Source organism: Glutamicibacter sp. AGC46, from assembly GCF_053543715.1.
Map to the genome: position 1 here is coordinate 72813 of NZ_JBLVOJ010000007.1, position 21231 is coordinate 94043.

Genomic DNA, 21231 nt, shown 5'->3' on the forward strand with positions numbered 1-21231 from the left:
TTGATACTCATTTGCTCTGCTCCATCCATAGCTGTCCCTCGATTTCCATGAGCCGCTGCACTGGCAGCGGCAGCGAATCGGCGTTCAGGCATTCGCCGGTATCCAGTCGGTACACTTCCTTGTGCAGCGGGCAGGCAACGGTGGCCACGCTGGTTCCTTCGACCATGGTGTCGCCCAGAATGCCGCGGGCCATGACCTTCGCGCCGCTGTTCGGGCAGTGATGCGAGGTTGCGTAGAAGGCATCTTCTTCGGTACGGAACAGGGCTAGCTGTGTGGCCTCGAGCCACAGCGCTTCTCCCCATCCACGCTCCAGCTCTGCACTGCGGCAAAGCGGAGCCAAGCTCAAAGTAGCTTCACGGGTGTCTTCTGCAATTTGCGTGCTCATGAACGTAAGCCCTTCGTGGTTGGCATCTGCTGACATACCGAGCTTAGAAGCCGCATGTTTCGCCCGATGCTTCCAGCCGTTGCCAGTCCGTAAAGCATGCCTAACAGCAAAAATGGGCACCGTGAATCCTGGATTCTCCCGGAAATCCGCTGGTTTATCCTGTCCAATTGCCTTTGCGCAACGATTGCCCATTGCGAATGATTCGAATATGTTTCAGCCGCTTCACCTGGCTTTCGTCTGATGGTGGAGAGAATTGCTCCGGCCGAAACACAAGGGTAATTGCGGCGCAAAGCATGCTTTCTACAGTGGACTCATCAGCCTGAAACTCACCGTTTCCCAGCGAAAGTCGAAATTGATCATGGGTACTCCACACAATGCACACAACATCCTGGTTATCGGCGGCGGTCCCGCAGCCCACCGCTTCACCGAAGCCCTGGCCAGCCGCGCACCGCAGGATCTGAGCATCACGGTATTGACCGAAGAAACCCACCTTCCCTATGATCGCGTGGCGCTCTCCCAGGCGTTAACCAACCCCGGAGTCGATCTCACCCTCGGCGATCCGAAGCTCTGGGAAGCCGAGCATGTCGCCTTGGAAACCAACGCCAAGGCCATCGCTATCGACAGCACCAAGCGGACGGTCACCACGGAAGACGGACGCATCTTCAGCTACGACGAATTGGTGCTGGCCACCGGTTCCAACGCGGCCACGTTGCCAATCGCCGGCAACGAGCACACCTTTGTGTACCGCACGCTGGAAGATGTCTGGTCCATCGCGCAGAAGGTCAAGGAACTTTCAGCTTCCCTGGGCCGCACCCCGGTGGTAGCTACCATCGGTGGCGGGCTGCTCGGTTTGGAAGCTGCCGCGGGTGCCCAAGCACTGGGTGCGGAGGCAGTAGTCATTGATGGCGGCAAATGGCTGATGGGCACCCAGCTGGATGAAGGCGCTGGCCAGGCCATGGGCCGGCTCATCGAGCAAACCGGATTCACCGTCCACAACGGCGTTTTCCCGCAAGAAATCCTGACCAGCCAGGAGTCTGGCAGCACGGCTGTCACCGGCGTGCTGATGGCTGATGAACGCACCATCGATGCGGATATAGTGGTCGTTTCGATCGGTGTTCGTCCCCGCGATGAGCTGATCCGCAATTACAACGCGGCCCTTGACGAAGCAGGCAGCCCGGCACCCCGTTTCGGCATGGGCCCCCGCGGCGGCGTGGTCATCGACGCGCATTGCGCCACCGATATCGAGCACATCTGGGCTATCGGCGAGGTCGCGAACTACGAGGGTTTCTGCATCGGCCTGGTCGCTCCGGCCAACGCCATGGCGGAAATAGTGGCCGAACAGCTGGCCGGGGGCGAAGCCGAATTCGCTGGCTTCGACACCGCCACCAAGCTCAAGCTCTCCGGTGTGGACGTGGCCAGCTTCGGCGATGGCTTCGCCCGCGCCGAGGGGGCGCTGGAAGTGGTCTATGCCGATGCCCCGCGTGGCCTGTACCAGAAGCTCGTGGTTTCCTCCGATGCCAAGACACTGCTCGGCGGCATTTTCGTTGGCGATGCCACCCCGTACCAGTCGCTGCGTCCTTTACTCGGACGGGAGCTGCCCGGCGAACCAGGCGCGTACCTCAGCGCCTTGGGCGGCGAAGCGCCGGAGGGCGAACTGCCCGATGATGCGGTGCTGTGCTCCTGCAATTCGGTCACCGCCGGCACCATCCGCGATGCCGTTTCCGGTTGCGGCTGCTTCGAGGGCGAAGCGCCGGTGACCACCGTTTCCGGGCTGAAGGGGTGCACCCGTGCCGGCACCCAGTGCGGGTCATGCGTGCCGATGCTCAAGAAGCTCATGGAAGCGCAGATGCTCAAGGACGGCGCGGAAGTTTCCACCGCCCTGTGCGAGCATATTTCCTTCTCCCGTCCGGAGCTCTACGAAGCCATCCGCGTGGCCGGGTTGCAGGCCTTCGGCGAGGTGATGGAACGCTTCGGCACCGGCCAGGGCTGCGATATCTGCAAGCCGGTGATCGCCAATATCCTCTCCTCGCAGACCAGCGCCCACCCGATGGATGCAGGTCTTGCCGGCGCCCAGGACACCAACGACCGCGTGCTGGCCAATATGCAGAAGGACGGCACCTACTCGGTGGTGCCGCGCATCCCGGGCGGGGAGATCACCCCCGAGAAGCTCGGCGTGATTGCAGCGGTGGCGCAGAAATACGGCCTGTACACCAAGCTCACCGGCGGCCTGCGCATCGACATGTTCGGCGCCCGCTTGGAGCAGCTGCCCGAGATCTGGCGCGAGCTGGTGGACGCCGGCTTCGAATCGGGCCAGGCCTACGGCAAGTCGCTGCGCAATGTGAAGACCTGCGTCGGTTCATCCTGGTGCCGATACGGCATGCTCGATTCCACCGCGCTGGGCATCGAAATGGAGCTGCGCTACCGGGGCCTGCGGGCACCGCACAAGCTGAAGATGGGCGTTTCGGGCTGTGCCCGCGAGTGCGCCGAGGCCCGCGCCAAGGACATCGGCGTGATCGCCACCACCGATGGCTGGAACCTGTATGTGGGCGGCAACGGCGGCGCCAACCCGGCCCATGCCCAACTGCTGGCCGGCGGGCTGGATGATCAAACGCTGTTCAAGTACATCGACCGCTACCTGATGTACTACATCCGCACCGCGGACAAGCTGCAGCGCACCGCGCATTGGCTGCAGGACCTGGATGGCGGATTGGAACGGGCCAAGCAGGTGGTGATCGAGGATTCGCTGGGCCTGGCCGACGAGTTGGAAGCGGCCATGGAAACCCACGTGGCCAACTACGAGGACGAGTGGGCCGCCACCTTGGCCGACCCGGTGAAGCTCAAGCGCTTCCGTTCCTTCGTGAACACCGCCGCACCGGATACCGAGCTGGAATATGTTTCCGAGCGGGGACAGCAGCGCCCCGCCGAGCCGGTGGCACTAGGTGCCAGCATCCCGGTCGGGGCGCCGCAAGGCTAGGAACGGCATCCCACCCGTGCTGCCTACCAGCGCGGGTGGATCTGTTCGCGCAGCTTGGCGTCGTAGAGGGCGCGGACCGAGGCGTTGAATCCCTCGGAGATCCGCAGCGAGCCGGCAGCCGCGTTCGCGCGGGCCTGCTGTGCGTTGCGGGCTCCGGGGATGATGGTGCTCACCCCGTCCTGGGCGGCCAGCCAAGCCAAAGCCACCTGGGCACTGGTGGCTTCGGGCGCCTCGGCGGCAGCCAGCTTGGCGAACTCGCCAGCGGCTTGAAGACCGGTGGCGTAGTCCACGCCGGAGAAGGTCTCCCCGACGTCGAAGGAGGAGCCGTCGCGGTTGAAGTTGCGGTGGTCGTCCTTGGCGAACTCGGTCTGCAGGGTGTAGCGGTTAGTCAGCAATCCGCTGGCCAGCGGCACCCGGGCGATGATCCCCACCCCTGCCTCGCGGGCTGCTGGAAGCACGGTTTCCAGCGGCTTGTGGCGGAAGGCGTTGATGATGATCTGCACGGTGGCAATGTTCGGGCGGGCAATTGCCGCCAGCGCCTCATCCACGGTTTCCACCGAAACGCCGTAGTTGGCCATCCGGCCTTCATCCACCATGGTGTCCAGCGCATCGTAGATCGCATCGGTGGAGTACACCGGGGTTGGCGGGCAGTGCAGCTGGACCAGGTCCAGGGTGTCCACGCCCAGGTTCTTGCGGGAGCGGTCATTCCACGCGCGGAAGGCATCCAGGTTGTAGTTCTCCGGCAGCTGCTCGACACGGCGGCCCATTTTGGTGGCCACGGTGACCCCGGCATCCGGGTTGGCCTTCAGCCAAGTGCCGATCAGCTGCTCGCTGCGGCCATCGCCGTAGACATCGGCGGTGTCGAAGAAGTTCACCCCGGCTTCGTAGGCGGCATCGAGTACGGCTAGCGCGTCGGTCTCGTCTACCGAGCCCCAGTCAGCGCCTAGTTGCCAGGTGCCCAGGCCAATGGCCGACACGTTGCGGTGGGTACGTCCAAGTTCTCGTTTTTGCATGCCTCCGAGTCTAGTGCCCGCAGTGCATATTTCCGGTCGATGGCAGATCATTCTGCTGTGTTGCGGTGTCTGAATTTGTTCTCAATTATCTAAACGATAGAATATAAATTACCGTCACACCATCGAGGAGATCATGTTCCCCACTATTCTTGCGGTCATTTGCGCCGTCGTAGGATTGCTCGTCATGCTTGCCAGCAAATCCATGAAGCCAGAAAACAAGAACCGCTCTTCCACGCGCTTCACCGGAATCAGCATCTTCATCGTCTCGCTGATCGTGCTGGCCATCATGTCAACCACCATCGTGCAGCCACGCACTGTAGGCGTGAAGGTCGCGCTAGGCAAGCCGACCTCCGTGGTGAGCAACGGCTTCCACCTGAAGTGGCCATGGGAAAAGGTCGAGAAGCTGGATGGCTCGGTGCAGAACGACGTCTACTCCGCCAGCAGCGCCATCCCGGTTCGCCTGGGCAACAACGGCCGAGCCGACGTTGACGCCTCGATCCAGTGGCAGCTGAAGACCGACGATGCGATGGACGTGTTCCTGGATTACCGCACCTTCGAGGGCATCCAGTCCAACCTCGTCGACCGCAACTTCCGCGCCGCATTGAACGAGGTCATGGCCACCTATGATCCGCTGGAATACGGCGAACCGGCCAGCGGCGGCCAGGACTTGGAGGGCCTGGCGAAGTCCGTCCAGGAAAAGATGCAGGCCAAGGTCAAGACCCAGATCGAGATCCGCTCGGTTACCTTGCCGATCATCAATTTCGACGAGCCGACGCAGAACCGCATCAACGAGCTGCAGGCGGAAACCGCCAAGACCCGCGTGGCCCAGCAACGCAAGCAGACCAGCACCGCTGAAGCAGAAGCCAACAAGATCCTGGAACGCTCGCTGACCCCAGAAACCTTGACGTCCAAGTGCCTGGACATTGTCGCGGAGTCCGGCCAGAGCCCTATCGGCTGCTTCCCGAATTCCGGGGTCCAGCCCATTACGATGACTGGCGACAAAGACAGCAAATAGTCCCCCTTTGGTCATCGCCCCCGTCCACAGGACAGGGGCGATGACTAGCTTAACTTTGGACCTGCACTAATGAACTTCGTTGCGCTGGTGTTTACGGGGTGACTCGTGGGGAAAAGATTTATGAATCGCTACTTGCTAATGAGATGAGCGGGTCAAGTTTCTGAAACAGAGTCGTTGATGATCCCTAAATACTCTCAAGCCGCGAACCTGTCGGCGATGTCTGAGGCGTTTTCCACTGGCTGTTCAGCCGGGTCGTCTTAGAAGGTCATGTCGTGTTCTTCCGAGTCTCTTTCTATCAATTGGTTGGAAGTCCTACACAGTTCATCTGACTGGCTTCGCGCGAGTGCAGGCATGGTTCAGATCCATCTCGAGTGAAAGCGCTGAAAGGGATCATCAAGACTGCACCATAGGAGAACACAGTATTTGATCTGGAGGAAGACCTGCTCTCCGCACGCCGGAGCAGGTGGCAGCCGATGAGGTCAATGAATTTGAGCACGCCCCAGCGCCAAGTTTCTACGACGCCGAAAATCGGCGTGACTCCTATGTGTTCGCATCTGAAACTGAAAGGTCAATAAGCGTGCGGGCGCGCTTCGAATTTGACTACACAAATACTGCACTGATCTAGTCAGCTTCCAATAGGAGCAACAGAACCCCTAACAGTATTGGCTGGGGGATCCTGTTGTTCTCAACCACGTGATAGCCCAAGAAACCTTGGTCACACAACGGTCACTCGCAGCTTTGAGCTCGCCATTCGTAGCGGATATTTCCGACAGCAGAAAAGCTTTTCGACGATTTCAAATCTGTCTTATAAATGACCCGAAGCTGTGAAACTTCAGCGTTTTCCACACCATTCTTCACGGCACCCTCGAGACCTACCTGCACATTTTCCCCGGCAGGGACTTCGATGGGACTTTCTAAAGGTGCTAATCTCTCAGCGATTTCTTTGAATTCTGCCTCTTTGAGGCTCTCATTAGTCCACGCCAACAAGCTAGTCTCACCTTCGGGTAGCAGTGCTGCCACGGATCGCTTTGATTCCCAGCCCGTGGCCTCTACAGCTTGCACGTCGGTGATCCATAGCGGATCCCCTGAGGTGCTGGATGCTACATCCCCGACGAAGTTCTGCTCGTGAAATATTCCGCACAAAGTGTTTTCGACGTCGCCTTCAGGAGCGCCTAGGGCCAATGCCCCAGTCTGCGTGGCTTGAACCCCGCCGCAAGCGGAAAGGGCACAAATAGTTGCTAAAGCAAGACAACCTGAATAGATCTTACGTATCATCATTTGAGCTAATGCTACCGGGATTCTGCGCCGGCCAATCGCGATGACCGCACGCGATTTATCTTTGATTAAAGTCATGTTCTTGTCGAATTTTAAACGTGGCTGAAATGTCCCACATTCTAGGCGAGCGCCAACGCGTCTGAAACCCTCAGAATCTACCAGAATCCGACCGATGAACGGCTTGAAAACTGTTCATACTCAAGGTCAAGATGAACGGCCATGCGCTCAATCCTCGATTTAGATTGGGCTCGGTAGACGAATACTTCCGCGGAGCTAGCCCTGCGGCATCGGACGGTCACCGGCGTGGCCTGGCTGCTCCGAGATGACCTGGATTTCCAGGCCCTTCGAGTCGTACAGCTTGCCATCGATCAGGCGGTCGCCGTCTTCAAGGCCGGCCAGCTGGTACTTGTAGACGGTGCGCAGCGACGTTTCCTTCTTGCCCCAGTTCAGCTCGTTGAAGATGATGTTCAGCAGCACCGCCATGATGGTGGCCGAGGAGATGCTGGACTGGAAGATGGTGCCAACCCAGGCAGGGAATTCGGCGTAGAAGTCGGGCTTGACCATGGGAATGCAGCCGAAGGCCAGCGAGGTCGCGATGATCAGCATGTTCATGTTGTCATCCTTGGCCTTGGCCAAGGTGCGGATGCCTGCGGCCGCTACCGAGCCGAACAGCACCACGCCGGCGCCGCCCAGTACCGGGGAGGGGATGGAGGCGACCACGCGGCCAAGCACTGGCAGCAGGCCGAGGACCACCAGGATGCCGCCACCGGCGGCCACCACGAAGCGGCTCTTCACACCGGTAATGGCCACCAGCCCGACGTTCTGCGCGAAGGCCGACTGGGTGAAGGTGTTGAAGATCGGGGCGACGGTGGAGGAGAGCATGTCGGCGCGAAGGCCGTTGGCGATGCGCCGCGAATCCACCTTGGATCCGGTCACCTCGGCCACGGCGAGCATGTCTGCGGTGGTTTCGGTATAGGTCACCAGGATGACGATCATCATCGAGATGATGGCTCCGATCTCGAAGACCGGGGCGCCGAAGGCGAACGGAGTGGGAACCGCGAAAATGTCGCCGGTGAGCACCTGCGAGAAATCGGCCATGCCCATGAACACTGCCACCAGGGTGCCCAAGGCAATGGATAGCAGGATGGACAGCCGCGAGAGCGCAGGGATGCCGGACTTGGACAGCGCCAGCAGGATCAGCAGGGTAATGGCGGCCAGGGCGATGTTCTTGATCGAGCCATAGGAATCCCCTGCGCCCGCCCCGCCCATGGCCCAGTCGGCGGTGACCGGGAAGAGCGAGACGCCGATAATCGTGATCACCACGCCGGTGACCACCGGCGGGAAGAAGCGCAGCAGCTTGGCGAAGAACGGGGCAATGACGATGCCTATGGCGCCCGAGGCGAGCACCGCGCCGAAGACTGCCGGCATGCCTCCCCCGCCGTTGAGGATGGCGATCATGGTGGCCACCCCGGAGAAGGACGTGCCCTGGACCAGCGGCAGCTGGGCGCCGAAGAATGGCACGCCCAGGGTTTGCAGGATGGTGGCCAGGCCGCCGATGAACAGGCAGCTGGCGACGAGCACGCCCATTTCGGCCGTGTCCATTCCCGCAGCCCCGCCCATCACCAGCGGCGGAGCGATGATGCCGCCGTACATGGTCAGCACATGCTGGAAACCGTAGGCCACGGTTTTCGGCACAGGCAGGCGTTCGTCTTCGGGTCTGATGCTCTCAGCGGATTGGCTGCGGGCAGCACTCATGGGGAATTTCCTCTTCGGTGGACTGCGGATTGGCGCACCCCATGCGTTCGGGATGCGCCCCGCCGTCAATTCTCCCGCACAAGCCCGCCAGGTTGACAGCTGGTGAAGCGCAAATGGCTGCGAGGTGCATTACGTCAAGCGCTTAGCACTGCTCCACGTCAGCTATCCAGCGTGCGTCCAGGCTGCTGGGTGTGCTCGACGAAACGCACCATCATCGCCTTGAAACCCGGCGTATTGGACTCGCGGGCCACCAGATCGCGGTGCACCAGCGCGTTGGCCTCCGGGTAGTAGGCCGCCACGCAGCCCTTGGCCGTCGGATAGGACACCAGGCGGAAACGGTTGGCACGGCGTTCGGAGCCGGCGAAGGTGGAGATCACGTCCACCAGGTCCCGGTCACTGTACCCGGTCTCGGCCAGGTCCTCCGGGTTGATCAGGATGACCCGGCGGCCATCCTTGATCCCGCGGTAGCGGTCATCGAGCCCGTAGAAGGTGGTGTTGTACTGGTCGTGGCTGCGCATGGTCTGCAGGATCAGGTGGCCTTCGGGGGCTTCCAAGGCCTCGAACTCGGAGACGGTGAAGCGGCCCTTGCCGATGTCCGTGGCAAAGGAGCGGGTATCGCGCGGCGGATTGGGCAGCACGAAGCCGTTCTTTTCCCGCACCCGGGTGTTGAAGTCCTCGAAGCCGGGCAGCACCTTCTCGATGTGGTCGCGGATCACGTCGTAGTCCTCGGCCATGGCACGCCAGTTGACCGGGTGCCCATCGCCCAGGATGGCCTGGGCCATGCGGGCAACGATGACCGGTTCGGCCAGCAGGTGCTCGGAGACCGGGGTGAGCCGGCCGCGGGTGGACTTGATCACCGACATGGAGTCCTCCACCGAAAGGAACTGTGCACCGGTGGGGTGCTTGTCGTCCTTGTCGGTGCGGCCCAGGGTCGGCAGGATCAGCGAGGTCTTGCCGTGCACCACATGCGAGCGGTTGGGCTTGGTGGAGATGTGCACGGTCAGCTTGGCACGCTGCATGCCCGCCTCCAGCGCTTCGGTGTCCGAGTTGGCCAGGGCGAAGTTGCCGCCCATGGAGACGAACACGTCCACTTCGTCCTTCTCGAAGGCATGCAGGGCCTCGGTGGAATCGTAGCCGTGGGCGCGCGGGGATTCGATGCCGAATTCGGCATCCAGCGCTTCGAGCAGCTGCTCGCCGGGCTTCTCCCAGATGCCCATGGTGCGATCGCCCTGCACATTGGAGTGCCCGCGCACCGGGCAGGCGCCAGCACCTGGCTTGCCGAAGTTGCCCTGCAAAAGCAGCAGGTTGATGATTTCCTTCAGCGTCGGCACCGAGTGCGGCTGCTGGGTCAGGCCCAGCGCCCAGCAGATGATGGTGGCCTTGGACTTGGCCAGCAGCATCGCGATCTCGGTGATCTGGGTGCGGGTCAGTCCGGTGGCCTTCTCGGTAGCTTCCCAGTCCAAGGTGGCGCGCGCGGCCTGGTAGGCCTCGAACCCGTCGGTGACCGCGGCGATGAACTCGTGGTCCACCACGGTGCCCGGATGCTTCTTCTCTTCTTCGAGCAGCAGGTGGCCGAAGGCCTGGAACAGGGCCAGGTCGCCACCGCCCTTGATCTGCAGGAAGTCGCTGGAAATCGGGTCGGCCTTGCCCAGCATGCCGCCCACGGTCTGCGGGTCCTTGAACCCGAAGAAGCCTGCCTCCGGCAGCGGGTTCACTGCAACGATGCGGGCGCCTCGCTTGCGCGCATCGGCCAGCGCGGAGAGCATGCGCGGATGGTTGGTGCCGGGATTCTGGCCCACCACGAAAATCAAGTCCGCATGATCGAAGTCTTCCAATGACACGGTGCCCTTGCCGATGCCGATGGTCGGGTTCAGCGCGCTGCCCGAGGATTCGTGGCACATGTTCGAGCAGTCGGGCAGGTTGTTGGTGCCCAGCGAGCGGGCGAGCAGCTGGTACATGAACGCGGTCTCGTTCGCGGTGCGCCCGGAGGTGTAGAACACGCACTTGTCCGGGGTGGTCGCGTTCACGTGCTCGGCGATGGTCGAGAAGGCCTGCGCCCAGCTAATCGGGGAGTAGTGGGTCTCCCCCTCGCGAATGATCATCGGAGCGGTGATCCGGCCCTGCGAGCCCAGCCAGTATTCGGTCTTGTCGCGCAGATCCTCGATGGAGTGCTGAGCAAACCACTCCGGGGTGACGGTGCGGGCGCTGGCTTCCTCGGCGATGGCCTTGGCGCCGTTCTCGCAGAACTCGGCGGGCTTGCGCTTGCCGGTGATGGATTCAGGCCACGCGCAGCCCGGGCAGTCGAAGCCGTCGTGCTGGTTGACGCGAAGCATCGAGCGCAGGGTACGCGACGGGCCGGCTTCGGCGAAGCCGCGCTCCATGGATACCATCACGGCCTTCAGGCCGGCGGCGGCGTGCTTGGGTTCGCTGACCTTCAGTTCATCTTCGTTGATGTCCTTTTTGGGTGCCGAACGATGCATGAGACCCTCCTATTGGTAGCGCGGCCGGTACTGATATCCAGCTCACATATTACAAGGCTACGCCCTGATCACCCGATCCGCATGTGTATAAATGTTCACGCTGTGCCTGCGGGAAAAAGCGGCCAGCGTCAGACCCGATTCCTCGGCCAGGTCAGCGGCCAGCGACGAGGGCGCGCTGACCGCTGCGAGCACCGGAATTCCAGCCATCGCGGCCTTCTGCACCAGCTCGAAGGAGGCGCGTCCGGAGACCTGCAGGACGGTGTCGCCCAGCGGCAGCAACCCGTCGCGCAGGGCCGCTCCGATGACCTTGTCCACCGCATTATGACGCCCGACGTCTTCGCGCAGGATCAGCAATTCCCCGGCGGTGGAGAACAACCCGGCCGCGTGCACTCCCCCGGTGGCGGAGAACAGCTGCTGCGATTCGCGCAAGGTGTCCGGCAGGCCCAGCAGCGTTTCCAGCCCAACCCGCCCCGACTCAGGGGAGGGTGCGAAGGCGGCTTTCTTGCGCACTTCGTCAATGGAGTTGGTGCCGCAGATCCCGCAGGCTGAACTGGTGACCAAATTGCGGGCAGCCAGGAGATCAGGATGCTTCGCCCCCGCGCCCAGCTGCACCTCGATGACGTTATAGGTCTGGTTGCCTGCTTCATCGGTGCCGGCGCAGTAGCGCAGGGAGGCCAGATGCTCGGGCGCGGAAATGATTCCCTCGCCCACCAGGAATCCGGTGACCATGTCGAAGTCGTCGCCCGGGGTGCGCATGGAGGTGGTGTAGGAGGTATGGCCGAAGCGGATCTCCAGCGGCTCCTCGCCAGCCAGCTTCTCCTCGCGGACGCGGGAGCCCTCCAGCGTTGCCCTGACCACGCGGCGGCGCACGATCTTGCGACCCATTTAAACGCTCCTTGTGCTACATCTTGCGGCTTCCGCCGCTTGCCGCATACTGCTAGAGAACACTCTACGTTTACAGACCCCGGCTCGGCCAACGCCCATGCTGGATTGAGGCAAATCCAAGGTACCGCCGGGGCCGCAAATTCGCTGGCCGTCTCTTTCGCGATGCTGCCTAGACTGCTTTGTTGCCCCCTTGACTCGGGGCAGCGGCTTCCAGCAAAGGTGCCTGCAGGCGCGTGTCGCAGCGCAGCTCCCTCATCAGCGACATCCCCAGCAGCGTCACAATCACCGTGAACGGCACCGCCGAGAGGATAGCGGCCTGTTGCAAGGCCTCGAGCCCGCCCACCAGAAGCAACACGATCGCGCAGACGCCGGTGAGAAGTCCCCAGACTACTAGGACCGGCCTCTTGGGGTACATATTTCCGCCTGAGGTCAGAGTGCCCAGAACATAGGTATTGGAATCCGCGCCGGTAATGAAGAACAGCACCACGAGAATTACTGTGAATGCCGAGGTCACTTCCGGTATCGGCAGTTCGGCCAGCATCGCGAAGAAGGTGCTATTGGTGTCTTCCAACGTTGCCTGGCCGATCCCAGAGCTGCCGGTCATCTCCTGGTGGATCGAGGTGCCACCGAAAATGCTGAACCAGATGCTGAAGACCAGAGACGGGACACCCATCACCGCAATAACGAATTCGCGAATGGTCCGGCCCTTGGAAATCCGCGCCAGGAAGATGCCGACGAAGGCGCCCCAGCTCAACCACCAGGCCATCATGAAGTACGTCCACCATTGCATCCACTGCAAGTCCTCGGCTCCAGAAGGAGTCAGCAGCGCCACGGCCGGGAACTCGCCCAGGAACTGCCCCATGGAACGGAAATAGATGTTGGAAATAAATCCGGTGGGACCGGAAACCAGGACGAAAACCCCGATGGCGGCGGCACCGATCATGGTGCCCTGGCTGAGCCATTTGATGCCCTTGCCAACGCCGGAAAGCGCCGAAAGAGTGAACACGATGGTAACGCCCGCAATAATTACGATCTTGACGAACAGATCCGTGGGAATCCCGAACAGGCTGTTCAGCCCCTCGGCGATTTGCGAAGCGCCCAAGCCCAGGGAAGTGGTCGTGCCGAAGAGGGTGGCCAGCACGGTGAACACGTCAATGGTCTTCCCGAGCCATCCGTCCATGGATTTTCCAAGAACTGGCCTGAGCATCACCGAGACGAGTCCCGAGTTGCCCCGGCGGTGCGTCGAGTAGGCAATGGCCAGGCCGAACACGCCGAACAAGGCCCAGGCGTTCGGACCCCAGTCGAAGTACGAGAACTGCAAGGCCAGCACTGCCGCATCCATGCTTTCCGGCTCCGCCCGTCCGTGCGGAGGGACCATGAAGTGGCTCATGGGTTCGGCCGCGCCATAGCTGATCAACCCGATGCCCATCACGGCACCGAGAATCATCGCGATCCAGGCCCATGTGGAGAACTCGGGCCGGTCCGCGTCCTTGCCCAGCCTGATGCCTCCGTAGCGCGAAAAGGCCAGGAACAGCATCAGCACGATGCAGCCGAGAGTCACCAACAGGTAGCTCCAGCCAATGTACTGCGCTGACCAGGTGGATGCCCCGGACATCAGTTCATTGAGCCGGCCCGGTGCAATAGCCGCCCAGAGCACGAACACCACGACCAGCGCCAGCGAAACGAAAAGGACACTGCCCGGACGCTGGAGTTGCTTGTAGACCTGTTTCGATTCGTTCTTGTCCGCGGCCCGGCGCAATTTGCCGCCGGTGAGCGTGGGCCCTCCGCGTGGCCCCTTGCCCTGCTTTTCGTTGGTTTCGGTTTTCATGGCTCTCACACTTCGTTGTATTGGAGGAATCTGCCGACGCCGGGCTATAGCGCGGTCAGTTCGGCGCCGTCGTAGAACCGGCCGGCCTTGTAGACCATCGGCTCAAGCTGGGCGACTTCGGAATGCTTTACCTTGGCGATGAACACGGTATGGGTCTTGGCTTGGAAGCGCTCCTTGATTTCTGCTTCGATGGAAGCGGCCGAGCCATCGATCAGCGGGCTGCCGTTCGGCCCCTGATGCCATTCGAGCTCGGCGAACTTGTCATCACCCTTGGAAGCGAAGGTGCCCACGGTGTCGCGCTGCCCGTTGCTCATGATGTTGATGCCCAGATGGGTGGACTTGAACAGCGATGCATAGGTGCTGGTGGTCTTCTGCACGCACACCAGCACCAGAGGCGGCTCGAGCGAAACTGACACATATGAATTTGCGGCTAGCCCGCGAGGCTTGCCATGTTCATCCATGGTGGTCACGACAGTCACGCCGGTAATGAATTGGCGGTTGAACCCCTTGAGCGCATCGAGATTCGGCACGCCGCTCAAATCGTCCACTACCACGCCATCATCCGTGGACTCGAAGGCGGACTTGAGCGATGGGACCCCCACGTCTTCGAGCAGCTCGCTCTGGTCCCAAGTCACCTGCTCCGAGATGATTTTCCCGTCCTGGACTTCCATCAGGTTGGAACCGCGGGTTTCCACGGTGTTGCCCGTGGCCGGCACACCCTGCAGATCGTTGGTGAACGTTCCGGTGGTGTGCCAGAAAATCGCGATGGACTGCTCCTGCTCATCCACGAGCAGATGGTCGATTTTTGTCACCAGATCAGGGAAGGCCTCCCGCACGGACAAAATCTCTTGCTTCAGCTCTCGGATGGTGGTGACGTTTTTGGATTTCTTGCTGATTCGCCGGAAGTCCGCGTGGAAGATCTCGTCCAGTGCATCGACCTGGCCCCGATCCCATGCCGCTTCCCAGGCGTTGACGAGTGATTCTTTGACAGGCTGGAGTGAATTTACAATTTGTTGCATGCAAGAAATGCTAGCAAAGGTTGTGACGGAGTCAACATGTTTCAGGAAATTCTCTTAAATTTAGCGGATTCAAGGCGATTCCTTGAATTTCTGTTGCATACAAGAGAATCTATGGATAGAGTTCTTGTATGCAAGAGAGTTCAAGCGTGGAATCAAAAACCAGGAGCACCCCGGAGACGCCGTTGCTGGGCCGGCTCCGTCAAATGATCGTCACTGGAGTTGTTCAACCCGGAGACCTATTGGCAGAGACAGCCCTGGCGCAAGACTTCGAGGTCAGCCGTACTCCAATTCGAGAAGCATTGAAGCAGCTGGAGCGCGAGGGCCTAGTTGAGGTGCGTTCGCGGGTTGGAACATTCGTCAGGAAGCCCACCCAGCGCGAAATTCACGAGATGTTTTCCCTGAAGGAGGCCTTCGAGGGACTAGCCGCTGGCCTGCTGGCCAGACGTGGAGCCGTACCTGAATTGGAGCAGCTCAAGGAAAACGTTGCACGCAGCCAACGGGCCGTCGAGCGCGGCGACGCGGAACTCTATTCGCAACTGGTCCATGAATTCCACAGCACGTTGGTTGCCGGGGCTGACAACAGGAAGCTCACCGAGCACTATGACCTGTTGATGAACCAGCTGGCCTACCATCGCATCGTTTCGCAGACCCTGAGCTTGCCCGGGCGCTTGCAGAATTCGAAGGACGAGCACCAGGCAATCATCGACGCCATCAGCTCCAAAGATCCGTTGGCCGCAGAACTTGTGATGCGCAGGCATGTTGCCGCATCAAGCCAGTCGGCGGCCCTGGCCGCAATGAAAGAAGAAGACGAAGAACAACCGGGTTAGCCCCAAAAAAGCCATGCAAAGGAATACCAGATGAATTCTCCACTGGCCCAGCCGCCTCAGCTCATTGATTTGAGCACCCGATCAACGCTCGAAGACTACCAGGATTTGGCCCAGGCCATTGGTTTGCGCAAAATCTCGTGCACGGTGGAAGAAGTTCCCCACCACGAATTAGGCAGCATCACCCGCGCGACCGCCACCGCAGTCATCCCCAATCCTTGGCTCGGCACTGGAACGTCGCAAGATTTATCCGAGCGGACCGAGGCCATCGCCCCATTGCTCGCCAAGCTGCTGTCGGATCGCCTGCTCAATGCCCTGGGCGGAGCCGAACAAGTTGAAGCTTTCGGCAAGGCCGCATTGGTTGGCAGCGATGGGGAATTGGAGCATGCCGGAGCGCTGATCCACACCCCGTTCTTCGGCAACCTGCTGCGCGAAGCCCTCGGCGGCACCTCGATCATCTGCTTTGTCGACGGCCGCGGCGTTCCTGGTGAATCCCTGCGAGTACCGATGTGGCATAAGACCGCAGCTGCCACCCGAACCCACTACCAGACCCTGGAGCTGTCCTTGCCCGATGCCCCGCATGCTGGCGAGATCGCGGTCATTGCCGCGGCATCAAGCGGCCCCCGGCCACATGCACGCATCGGCGATCGAACCACCGACCGAACGGTCACTTCCGAAATACTGAAGGGAATACAACTATGAACTACCGCAAACTGGTAACCATCGTCGAGGAAATTGCCACAGAGGGCGGACGCCCGGTGGATCCGGTAGCCCGCGTGGTCATTGTCGCCGCCGTATTCGACAACCCGTGGGCAGGGCAAGGATTCGTCGAGGACTTGAACCCGGGAATCGACTCGGTCGCCTCGGACCTCGGAGCGCTGCTGGCACCGCGGGTCATCGAAGCGCTGGGCGCCCCGCTCCAGGCCTATGGCAAGGCTGCAATCGTCGGCCTTGACGGTGAAGTCGAGCACGGCTCGGCCCTGATCCACACCCTGAAATTCGGCAACCACTTCCGCGACGCAGCCAAGGCCACCACCTTGCTGCCGGCCGTGGAAAAGCGCGGACAGGCCGGAGTGCAGTTCGACATCCCGCTCAAGCATTTCACCGATGCCACGATCCGCTCGCACCACCAGAGCGTCGAGGCCAGGATCGCCGATGCTCCGCATCCTGGCGAAATCCTGATCGCCCTGGCCGGCGCAACCCGTGGCCGGCCGCAGGAACGCCTGGCCCCGCTGTCCACCGAACAGTAGCAGAGCGCATCAGCCGGAACGGAGCGAAGCACGCATGACAAGCACGAAGCAGCCATTGGTTGTCCTCCTGCATGGAGTCGGATTGGACCGGACCATGTGGAAGCCGCTGCGCGAGCAGCTGGCGCACCAATCAGTGGCCCTGGACCTGCCTGGGCACGGGTTACGCCCGCCCCTGCGCAGCGAGCAGAATCTGGCGAGCTTGGCCGCCGATGTGCTCGAACGCCTTGAAACTCGCGAGCCTGTGCATCTTGTGGGATTCTCGCTCGGTGCCTTGGTTGCCCAGTACCTTGCGCGCTTCGCTCCCGGGCGCGTGCTGACCTTGTCTGCGGTGAACTCCGTATGCCGGCGCACCGCCGAAGAGTCGACCGCGGTGGAAGAGCGCCTGGCTACCGCCGGCACGAACTTCTCCCAGGGAGTGGACCGCGCCATCGAACGCTGGTTCCCGGCCGCGGCCACCACGGTGGACGCGCAGCTCATCGAGGCTACGCGCCAAACTATGGCGGGCAACGATCTCGAATCCTATCTGCACGCCTACGCGGTTTTCGCCCGCGGTGACCAGGAGATTGCCGGCGAACTCGATGCGATCAAGCAGCCGACACTGGCCATCACCGGCGAGCTGGATCCCGGATCGACCCCGGAAATGTCCCGCCGGCTGGTTGCCGCTGTGCCGCAGGGGCGGCTGCGCATCATCCCCGGAGCACGGCATATGCTTCCGGTCGAGAATCCGCTGGCCTTGGCCGCGGAATTGAACAGTTTTTTCAGCGATAACGAAGGGAAACAGGCATGAGCGAGCGTTACATGCATTTCATCAACGGAGAGCACATCGCTCCCAGCGAAGACCGTTTCTTCACCAGCTCCAACCCGGCAACCCTCGAAGATCTTTACGAGGCCGCGCGCGGCAATGCTGAAGATGTGGACCGTGCTGTCAAAGCCGCCCATAAGGCATTCTCCGCGCCCTCGTGGAGCGCCCTGAGCGCCACCGCCCGTGGACATCTGCTGCGCCGCCTAGGCGATCTAATCGGTGAGAATGCCGAGAAGTTGGCCCGCTACGAATCCTTGGACAACGGCAAGCTGCTGCGCGAAATGCGGGGCCAGCTGGCCACCCTGCCGGAGTACCTCTACTACTATGCCGGGCTGGCCGACAAAGTGCAGGGTTCCCAGATCCCAAGCATGAATCCGGCGATTCTAAACTACACCCAGCGCGAAGCGCTCGGCGTGGTCGGGGCTATCACCCCGTGGAACTCGCCTCTGACTTTGACCACTTCGAAGATCGCCCCTGCGCTGGCTGCCGGGAACACTGTGGTGATCAAGCCCAGCGAATACACCTCGCGCACGGTGCTGCTGCTGGCTGAGCTGGCTGAGCAGGCCGGATTCCCTCCGGGCGTCATCAACGTGGTCACCGGGTTCGGGGCCGAGGCCGGCGCGGCGCTAGTCAGCCACCCACTGCTGGCCAAGATCTCCTTCACTGGTTCTACGGCCACCGGCTCGAAGATCGCCGCCGAGGCGGCCGGCCGCTTCATCGGCTGCACCTTGGAGCTGGGTGGCAAGAGCCCGAACATCGTCTTCGACGACGCCAACGTCGCCAACGCGGCTATGGGCGTGGTGGCCGGCATCTACGCCGCGGCCGGCCAGACCTGCATTGCCGGCAGCCGGGTCTTCGCCCACAAGTCTGTCTACGACGAGCTGCTGGAACGGGTTACCGAACGTGCCAAGTCCATTGTCATCGGAGACCCGCTCTTGGATGCCACCGAGCTAGGCCCGCTGGCGTTCGCCGACCAATTGGAAAAGGTCGCTTCCTATGTGAAGATCGGCGCAGACGAGGGCGCCAAAGTACTGGCCGGCGGCACCCGCCCCGAAGGCCTGGACCTGCCGGGCTACTATTTCTCCCCCACTGTGCTCACCGACGTCAATAACGACATGCGCGTGGTCCGCGAGGAGATCTTCGGCCCGGTGGCTGCGATCATGCCCTTCGAGCACGAAGACGAGCTGCTGTCCATGGCCAATGACACCGAGTACGGGCTGGCCGCCGGCGTGTGGACGCAGAACCTTGCCCGCGCCCATCGCATGGCCCGGAGGCTGGAGGCCGGCACGATCTGGGTGAACACCTACCGCGCGATGTCCCCGATGTCCCCTCGCCAAGGCTTCAAGAACTCGGGCGTCGGCATCGAGCACGGCCTCGAATCCATGAACGAATACACCCGCCTCAAGAGCGTATGGATCAACACGGACGAGTCCCCCGTCGCAGATCCGTTTGTGATGCGCGGCTAAGGAAAGGGAACCCCATGCCACTGATCGATGTATCCATTGCCAAGGGCCGCAGTTCCCAGCAGCTGCGCGCCCTGATCGACGCCTTGCACCGGGCCGCCGAAGAAACCGTTGATGCGGCCCCCGAAAACATCACGGTCATCGTGCGCGAAGTCGATCATGAGCATTGGTCCCGGACCAATCAAACCATCGCCGAACGCAACAGCACCCAGGCAACTGCCTAAGGGCAGCAGAGCAACGAAAGAAGGACAGATATGCGCTTTTCACTGTTCATCCACATGGAACGCTATGACGACTCGATCAGCCACGCACAGCATTTCGAGAACCTCGTCGAACTGACTCAAATGGCCGAAGCCGGTGGCTTCTCCACAGTCTGGATCGGCGAACACCACTCGATGGAATACACCGTCTCCCCGAACCCGATCCCGCAGCTTGCTTACCTCGCGGCTCGGACCTCCACGATCCGGCTCGGAGCCGGCACCATCATCGCACCATTCTGGAACCCGATCCGAGCAGCCGGCGAACTCGCGCTGCTCGATGTCATCAGCAATGGCCGTGCCGAATTAGGCGTGGCACGCGGTGCCTACCAATTCGAATTCGATCGCATGACCGATGGCATGAAGGCCACCGACGGCGGTGCCTCCATGCAGGAGCTCATCCCCGCAGTCAAGAAGCTGTGGGAGGGAGATTACGCCCACGACGGTGAAGTCTGGCAGTTCCCGACGTCCACCTCGGTGCCCAAGCCAACACAAAAGCAGATCCCTGTCTGGGTTGCCGCCCGCAGCCCCGAGTCGCACGAGTATGCTGTGGCCAACGGGTGCCATGTCATGGTGACTCCGCTGATGAAGGGCGACGAAGAAGTCGAATCATTAGTCCAGAAGTACGAAGCCGCCATCGCTGCCCACCCGGAGGTGCAACAGCGCCCTGACATCATGGTGCTTCGCCACACTTATCTGCACTCCGCCAACGAGCCAGAGGCCTGGCGCCCTGCTGCCGAAGGCATCAACAAGTTCTACCGCACCTTCGATGCGGTCTTCGGCAACAAGGTGGAGCCGGTCAACGGATTCATCGATCCCAGCCCGGAGGAGAAGTTCTCTGAACGCGAGGAGTTCACGCCTGAGTCCCTGCACCGCACCGCAATGATCGGCACGCCGGACGTGGTTGTCGAGCGCCTGCGCCGCTACGAAGATCTGGGCGTCAGCGAATACAGCTTCTGGAGCGACAACGCCCTGAGCCACGAGGAAAAGAAACGCTCGCTGCAGTTGTTCATTGACGAAGTTGTGCCGAATTTCGTGAAGTAGGCTGCGAAGGACCAGCCCGAACCGAGGCCGCCGTGCATCCGATTTTTCGGTGCCGGCGGCCTTTGCCGTCAGGCTTCAGATTCCTGTTTGCGCGACGGAGCGATGATCGCGAACTCTGCGCCGGTGACGTCGCTGAGCACGGCCATGCGGCCAAAGTAGGAATCATGGGGCTCATGGATGATCGTGCCGCCGAGCTTCTCGGCGAGCGCCACGGTCTGTTCGGCATCCGCCACCGCGAAGTAGGCGCGCCAACCGGCCTTGGAATCCGGATAGCTGGAGATGTCGAAGATTCCGGCCACCGCCTCGGAACCTTGGCCGTAGGTGTGGTAGCGGAATTCGTCCGTGTCCGAGACCGGGGACAGGCACCAGCCCAGTGCTACACGGTAGAAGCGGGCCACCGCCTCGAAGTGCCTGGTGTGCAGCTCGTTCCAGATGCGGGTGCCCGGTGCGCGGCTGGCGGTTGTGTCTGCTGATTGGAATGCCTGGAAGAGTCCAACGCCGGTTCCCGCTGGGTCCCCGATGATGGCCATGGTTCCCTGGCCGGGAATGTCGATGGGCTTGAGATAGACCTTGCCGCCGTGCATTTTGGTGGCATAGGCGGCGGCGTGCACATCGGTCACATTCAGGTAGGTGGTCCAGGCATCTTGCACCTCGGAATCCGGGTCATTGGCAATGAAGCCGGTGGCCATTTCCCCGTTGAGGTAGACCTCGGCATATCCCTCGTCGCGGGTTTCCTCGTCATGGCGGACTTCCCAACCGAAAAGCTGCCCGTAGAACTGCGTGGAGCCCTCCATGTCGCTGGTGAGCAAATCGACCCAGCACGGCTCGGCTCGAGGATCCTTTGGTGCCGGCATCGCTTCCCCATTCCACAATTCATCCAGCTCGTTTGGGCTGAGTCTATGTCCTTTTTACCCAGATCAGCAACGGAAATTTTCCATTGTTCAAGATATTTCGAAACTCAA

Annotated in this window: 18 protein-coding genes; 9 read left to right on the top strand and 9 right to left on the bottom strand. The window is 61.5% G+C overall.

Features of this window, described 5'->3' with window-relative positions; genetic code table 11:
* Positions 1 to 7: 7 nt before the first annotated feature.
* Positions 8 to 385, bottom strand: coding sequence for a nitrite reductase small subunit NirD (gene nirD / locus ACNPM8_RS02115; RefSeq protein WP_105662151.1), 378 nt, complete (start codon positions 383 to 385; stop codon positions 8 to 10).
* A gap of 358 nt (positions 386 to 743) precedes the next feature.
* Between nirD and nirB the strand changes: the two genes are divergently transcribed.
* Positions 744 to 3359: a nitrite reductase large subunit NirB gene (gene nirB, locus ACNPM8_RS02120; protein WP_448939212.1), complete on the top strand. Its 2616-nt coding sequence runs from the start codon at positions 744 to 746 to the stop codon at positions 3357 to 3359.
* A 23-nt stretch (positions 3360 to 3382) separates the two neighbouring features.
* Here the strand turns inward: nirB and ACNPM8_RS02125 are convergent, their stop codons facing one another.
* Positions 3383 to 4372: an aldo/keto reductase gene (locus tag ACNPM8_RS02125; RefSeq protein WP_448939213.1), complete on the bottom strand. Its 990-nt coding sequence runs from the start codon at positions 4370 to 4372 to the stop codon at positions 3383 to 3385.
* A 133-nt stretch (positions 4373 to 4505) separates the two neighbouring features.
* Here ACNPM8_RS02125 and ACNPM8_RS02130 point away from each other — a divergent pair, with 133 nt between their 5' ends.
* Positions 4506 to 5387: an SPFH domain-containing protein gene (locus tag ACNPM8_RS02130; protein ID WP_400289437.1), complete on the top strand. Its 882-nt coding sequence runs from the start codon at positions 4506 to 4508 to the stop codon at positions 5385 to 5387.
* 726 nt (positions 5388 to 6113) lie between these two features.
* On the opposite strand, the gene ACNPM8_RS02135 is transcribed toward ACNPM8_RS02130, so the two are convergent.
* The 6 genes from ACNPM8_RS02135 to ACNPM8_RS02160 all read right to left on the bottom strand — a co-directional run bounded on the left by ACNPM8_RS02135 (position 6114) and on the right by ACNPM8_RS02160 (position 14629).
* Positions 6114 to 6740, bottom strand: coding sequence for a hypothetical protein (locus ACNPM8_RS02135; protein WP_448939214.1), 627 nt, complete (start codon positions 6738 to 6740; stop codon positions 6114 to 6116).
* A gap of 195 nt (positions 6741 to 6935) precedes the next feature.
* A complete protein-coding gene (locus ACNPM8_RS02140) occupies positions 6936 to 8417 on the bottom strand; it encodes a nucleobase:cation symporter-2 family protein (protein ID WP_448939215.1) in 1482 nt (493 codons plus the stop codon).
* Between the two features lie 158 nt (positions 8418 to 8575).
* On the bottom strand, positions 8576 to 10897 hold the full coding sequence (locus tag ACNPM8_RS02145) for an FdhF/YdeP family oxidoreductase (RefSeq protein WP_448939216.1): 2322 nt from the start codon (positions 10895 to 10897) through the stop codon (positions 8576 to 8578).
* A gap of 57 nt (positions 10898 to 10954) precedes the next feature.
* Positions 10955 to 11782 (bottom strand): formate dehydrogenase accessory sulfurtransferase FdhD, encoded by an 828-nt coding sequence (gene fdhD, locus ACNPM8_RS02150; protein ID WP_448939217.1) that lies wholly within the window; start codon positions 11780 to 11782, stop codon positions 10955 to 10957.
* A 169-nt stretch (positions 11783 to 11951) separates the two neighbouring features.
* A complete protein-coding gene (locus ACNPM8_RS02155) occupies positions 11952 to 13610 on the bottom strand; it encodes a BCCT family transporter (protein WP_448939218.1) in 1659 nt (552 codons plus the stop codon).
* Between the two features lie 44 nt (positions 13611 to 13654).
* Entirely contained in the window at positions 13655 to 14629 is a 975-nt protein-coding gene (locus tag ACNPM8_RS02160) for a flavin reductase (protein WP_105656185.1), read from the bottom strand.
* Positions 14630 to 14775: 146 nt separating this feature from the next.
* Here ACNPM8_RS02160 and ACNPM8_RS02165 point away from each other — a divergent pair, with 146 nt between their 5' ends.
* The 7 genes from ACNPM8_RS02165 to ACNPM8_RS02195 are packed head-to-tail and all read left to right on the top strand — an operon-like array spanning position 14776 to position 20269.
* Positions 14776 to 15456, top strand: coding sequence for a GntR family transcriptional regulator (locus ACNPM8_RS02165; protein WP_286134632.1), 681 nt, complete (start codon positions 14776 to 14778; stop codon positions 15454 to 15456).
* A 30-nt stretch (positions 15457 to 15486) separates the two neighbouring features.
* Positions 15487 to 16155 (top strand): amino acid synthesis family protein, encoded by a 669-nt coding sequence (locus ACNPM8_RS02170; RefSeq protein ID WP_105656183.1) that lies wholly within the window; start codon positions 15487 to 15489, stop codon positions 16153 to 16155.
* Positions 16152 to 16703 carry an amino acid synthesis family protein gene (locus ACNPM8_RS02175; RefSeq protein ID WP_133834116.1) on the top strand — a complete coding sequence of 184 codons (552 nt, stop codon included), beginning with the start codon at positions 16152 to 16154 and terminating at the stop codon, positions 16701 to 16703. The genes ACNPM8_RS02170 and ACNPM8_RS02175 overlap by 4 nt, the downstream gene beginning before the upstream one ends.
* A 34-nt stretch (positions 16704 to 16737) precedes the next feature.
* The gene (locus tag ACNPM8_RS02180) at positions 16738 to 17490 is read left to right on the top strand and encodes an alpha/beta fold hydrolase (protein ID WP_133834117.1); all 753 of its coding nucleotides are present in this window, start codon (positions 16738 to 16740) and stop codon (positions 17488 to 17490) included.
* Entirely contained in the window at positions 17487 to 18971 is a 1485-nt protein-coding gene (locus ACNPM8_RS02185; RefSeq protein WP_133834118.1) for an aldehyde dehydrogenase, read from the top strand. The genes ACNPM8_RS02180 and ACNPM8_RS02185 overlap by 4 nt, the downstream gene beginning before the upstream one ends.
* Positions 18972 to 18985: 14 nt before the next feature.
* Positions 18986 to 19192 (top strand): tautomerase family protein, encoded by a 207-nt coding sequence (locus ACNPM8_RS02190; protein WP_286172207.1) that lies wholly within the window; start codon positions 18986 to 18988, stop codon positions 19190 to 19192.
* A gap of 30 nt (positions 19193 to 19222) precedes the next feature.
* Positions 19223 to 20269, top strand: a complete 1047-nt coding sequence (locus tag ACNPM8_RS02195) for an LLM class flavin-dependent oxidoreductase (RefSeq protein WP_448939219.1) — start codon at positions 19223 to 19225, stop codon at positions 20267 to 20269.
* A gap of 68 nt (positions 20270 to 20337) precedes the next feature.
* Here the strand turns inward: ACNPM8_RS02195 and ACNPM8_RS02200 are convergent, their stop codons facing one another.
* Entirely contained in the window at positions 20338 to 21123 is a 786-nt protein-coding gene (locus ACNPM8_RS02200) for a VOC family protein (RefSeq protein ID WP_105656177.1), read from the bottom strand.
* Between the last annotated feature and the right edge of the window lie 108 nt (positions 21124 to 21231).